Genomic DNA, 3,847 nt, shown 5'->3' with positions numbered 1-3,847 from the left:
GGGGTAATCATGCCGAGTTTATTGAAAAATCGGCGGCGGCAGGTTTTATGGTTCACAAGGTAACGGATTACAAATCTGTGGTTAAATACCATGGTGAATACGTGATTTTCCCACGAAATCAGGGTAATCAACTGGCTGAAATTCCATTGAATCTGAATATAGATTAAGACGTTAAGATAGACGAAGCTTTCAGAGGTTAAACAAGATTTAATGAAAAGACGTACTCAATGAGGGCACGTCTTTTTTTTACTTGTTGCCGTGTGCATTTTTGACTATAGCTTTAACCATTCCGTTGAAGATAAAGAGGTGAGCTGGCATCATTGCAAACCAGTAGAGTAACCCTAAGAACCCTTGTGGGTGCCACCAAGCGGTGATGGTGAGCTCTCTTTCATTTCCTAAGTCTGCAATCGCGACCTCTAAGCGCCCTAGGCCCGGCCCTTTCATTCCAAACAAAAGAGAAAGAAATTGATCTTTTTCACATCGGATGACTTTCCAAGAATCAATGTAATCTCCGACCTTGAGCTCTGGCCCTTCTGGCTCGCGACGTTGCGGCACTCCTCCACCAAATAAAACATCCAGCCACTCCCGCGTACGCCATAGAGTATTGGCAAAGAAATACCCGTGTTTACGACTGCCTATTTGCTGAGCAACCTTCCACAATTGCTCCGATGATAAGTGTGTTTTAATCGTGGCACCTGCCTGTTTAGGGTAATAACCGTAACCGGGTTGCCATCGACTGAGCGCTTCCGGTTCAAATCCCCAAACATTGCTTCGAACAAATGTGCCTTCTTCTTTGATGGCGGTCTTAACGGCTTGTTTATAGGAAATAAGAGTCTGCGGGTAGTCTTTCTGAGCTTGGTTTGAATCGGAAATATAATCATGTTCTAAGCCCGCGAGTAACGCTCGGCCTATGTTACTTGGTACGGATGTGACTAAACCTAGCCAGTAGGACGCTAGCTTAGGTGTCAGCAAGGAAGTGGACCAGAGCCGAAACGGTTTATTCGCGATCTCGCAAATGGTTTTAAACTGCTCTCGATAAGAGAGGACATCTGGACCACCGATAGAAAACTGTCGATGTTCAGTCGGGGATTCTTTGGCGATTTCAATCAAATAGTGATTGAGGTTTTGAAGAGCGATTGGGTTTGCTTTTGAATCGACCCATTTAGGTGCAATCATCACGGGTAAGTTGTAAACGAAGTCCCTCATTATTTCAAAAGCTGCTGAACCTGGCCCAATGATAACCCCCGCTCTTAGCTCGGTGACCGGTACGCTGCTTTGCCTAAGAATATCGCCAGTCTGACGCCTTGCATCTAGGTGCGCGGAATTACCCGTTTGAGGTTGCAACGCGCTGAGGTAAATGACTTGCTGTACCGAGCTGTTTACCAATGCAGCTTTAAAGTTGTGCGCTAGGGAGAGCTCGTATTCTAAAAAGTCGTGCCCTGCGGCCATGCCGTGAACAAGAAAGTAGATCAGATCAAATTGAGGAATCAATTGTAGAGTTTCTTCACGATGAGCAAGGTCTAGGTAGGTAAACCTTAAATTAGCGTGAGGCGTTACTCTTGCTTTCAAGTATTCAAGATTTCGAGCTGCTGCTGTTACATTGTAACCTTTAGAAAGGAGGATCGGTAATAACTGAGAGCCTACGTATCCTGATGCGCCAAGAACCAAAACCTTTTTCATACATTCCCTTCAATCACCATGGTTAAGAATATATTACTGTATACTATAACGCGTTGATTTTCTGTTTATTGAGCGTATGAGGTTCAAGTGCCAGATTATCGCGGTCATGCCGAATACCCCTATGCCTAGTGCAAAAGCAACAAGTAAGAAAATGGTTTATTATAAAATGAGAAGTGACGCGGTTAATTATTGCAATTGAATGCATATCTTGTGATCAGGTGTCCAAAATACTTTCTAGAAAGCTCAATTTAGTGTAGATTCTCCTTCCCAGTCATATTATTGCGAGCTATTTAATGTTAAAGCTGAACAACCTATGTAAAGGATACGTTGACGGTGGTGAATTCCACCCAGTTTTACAGGGTGCAGAACTGACATTAAATCAAGGCGATCAGGTTGCTCTTATGGGCGAAAGTGGTACAGGGAAAAGTACGTTACTTAACTTGATAGCAGGGCTTGACACCATCGATTCAGGAGAAGTTCAATATCCGAATTTCTCGATGCATGACAGTCCAGAATACCTAAGAACAGCATACCGCCGTAACAATGTTGGTCTTATTTTCCAGCAATTCAATTTACTCCCTACGCTAAATGTTGCCGATAACATTCGCTTTTGTCGTCAGCTTAAAGGGTTACCAGAAGATCATGGACTGTGGCGACAAATTTTGTCGGCGTTGGATCTTATGCCTCTCTTAGGGCGCTACCCAGAAGAAGTATCAGGTGGGCAGCAGCAGAGGGCTGCCATAGCAAGAGCCTTGTATATGGAGCCAAAGATTTTGTTGGCCGATGAGCCCACCGGTAGCTTAGATGAAAGAAACGCTGAAGCGGTGATGCGCTTGCTGACTTCCTTAACTCGCCAGTTAGATTGCACGCTTTTGTTGGTCACGCACAGCGATAAAGTGGCCGAGCACATGGATGGTCGGATTCGTCTTCAAGGAGGGCAACTCCATGTTATGGCCCGTAGTTAAAGCGTTATTCGGGCACTATCGTCGTTACCCTTTACAGATGCTCTTAGTTTTACTTGGGTTAACGTTAGGGGTTTCTTTGCTGGTTGGGGTTACTTCTATCAATCATCATGCTCGTCAGAGCTACGCTGACGGTGAGAAACTCTTTTCTAATCCATTACCCTATCGAATTCGCCCTAAGCACATTAGTAATACGGTCCCTCAGGGCTTATACATTCAGCTAAGACGAGATGGTTTTAATGAGTGTGTCCCATTCGTTCAACAAAATCTCACGACCGATGATGGCGACGAATTAGTGTTGGTAGGTTTGGATCCTATTTCCATGTTTCAAGCTGAACAGGGGATGTCACTGGCACAACTCAAAAGTCTGGATCTCATGGATCCACCGTATCCAATTGTTGTGAGCCAAGGGCTAGCTGAACGTCATGACTGGAAAGATGGAGATTCAATAACGCTAGACGATCAATCGCTTCTTGGGCCCATTGTTGTCGACAAAAATAAAAGCTTGAGCGGCACTCGCATGATTGCTGATATCTCACTACTTAGAATGCTTAATCGCAGCTCCGGTATAGGCCTGATCGCTTGCGAAGAAATGCCAAAAGACAAATTAGCCAAATTAAAGAGCAGTCTTCCTAACGGTCTATCTTTATCACGTAGCTCCCATTCAGAACTTGAATCATTAACCAATGCCTTCCATATGAACCTAAGCGCGCTTGGTATGCTGGCCTTTGTCGTCGGATTGTTTATCTTTTACCAAGCCATTTCACTTTCATTCGTTCAGCGTCAGCCTCTTGTTGGCATTTTACGACAGACTGGGGTGTCAGGCTGGCAATTGGCTCAAGCGTTATCAATAGAACTCATTGGTATGATATTAATCAGCTGGCTATGTGGTAATGTGTTCGGATTGATGCTTGCAAATCAATTAATCCCAGCTGTAGCCACCAGTTTGGGTGAGCTTTACAACGCGAATGTAGGTATTGATATTGGTTGGAGCTATTACTCAAGTTTTTACAGTCTAGGCATGTGTGTACTAGGGGTGATTACTGCATGTATTTGGCCACTTGTTCGTTTGCTGCGCTCACAGCCGAATCGATTGACTTCGCGTTTATCGCTGGTCAGGTTTGCTGGAACCGAATTTACCCTCCAAGCTTTTTTAGCTTGCGCACTATGTGTTGCGGGTGTGGCTATCTACCAAGTGCCCCAAA

General features: G+C 44.6%; 4 protein-coding genes. 3 read left to right on the top strand and 1 reads right to left on the bottom strand.

What is annotated here, in order from left to right; all coding sequences use genetic code 11:
- A partial coding sequence (locus ACP45E_RS13610) for a DUF2913 family protein (protein WP_141707338.1) occupies positions 1-167 on the top strand: 167 nt, incomplete at its 5' end.
- 79 nt (positions 168-246) lie between these two features.
- Here the strand turns inward: ACP45E_RS13610 and ACP45E_RS13605 are convergent.
- The gene (locus tag ACP45E_RS13605) at positions 247-1,680 is read right to left on the bottom strand and encodes a DUF2867 domain-containing protein (RefSeq protein ID WP_017038899.1); all 1,434 of its coding nucleotides are present in this window, start codon (positions 1,678-1,680) and stop codon (positions 247-249) included.
- Between the two features lie 293 nt (positions 1,681-1,973).
- On the opposite strand from ACP45E_RS13605, the gene ACP45E_RS13600 reads away from it, so the two are divergent.
- The gene (locus ACP45E_RS13600; protein WP_017035307.1) at positions 1,974-2,645 is read left to right on the top strand and encodes an ABC transporter ATP-binding protein; all 672 of its coding nucleotides are present in this window, start codon (positions 1,974-1,976) and stop codon (positions 2,643-2,645) included.
- Positions 2,626-3,847, top strand: a 1,222-nt coding sequence (locus ACP45E_RS13595; protein WP_141707337.1) for an ABC transporter permease, incomplete at its 3' end; no start/stop codon positions are given. The genes ACP45E_RS13600 and ACP45E_RS13595, both read left to right, overlap by 20 nt.

This window comes from Vibrio genomosp. F10 str. 9ZD137 (assembly GCF_049974785.1).
Lineage (GTDB): Bacteria > Pseudomonadota > Gammaproteobacteria > Enterobacterales > Vibrionaceae > Vibrio.
The sequence above is the reverse complement of the archived record's forward strand: the minus strand, read 5'-3'. Positions and strand labels throughout refer to the sequence as shown.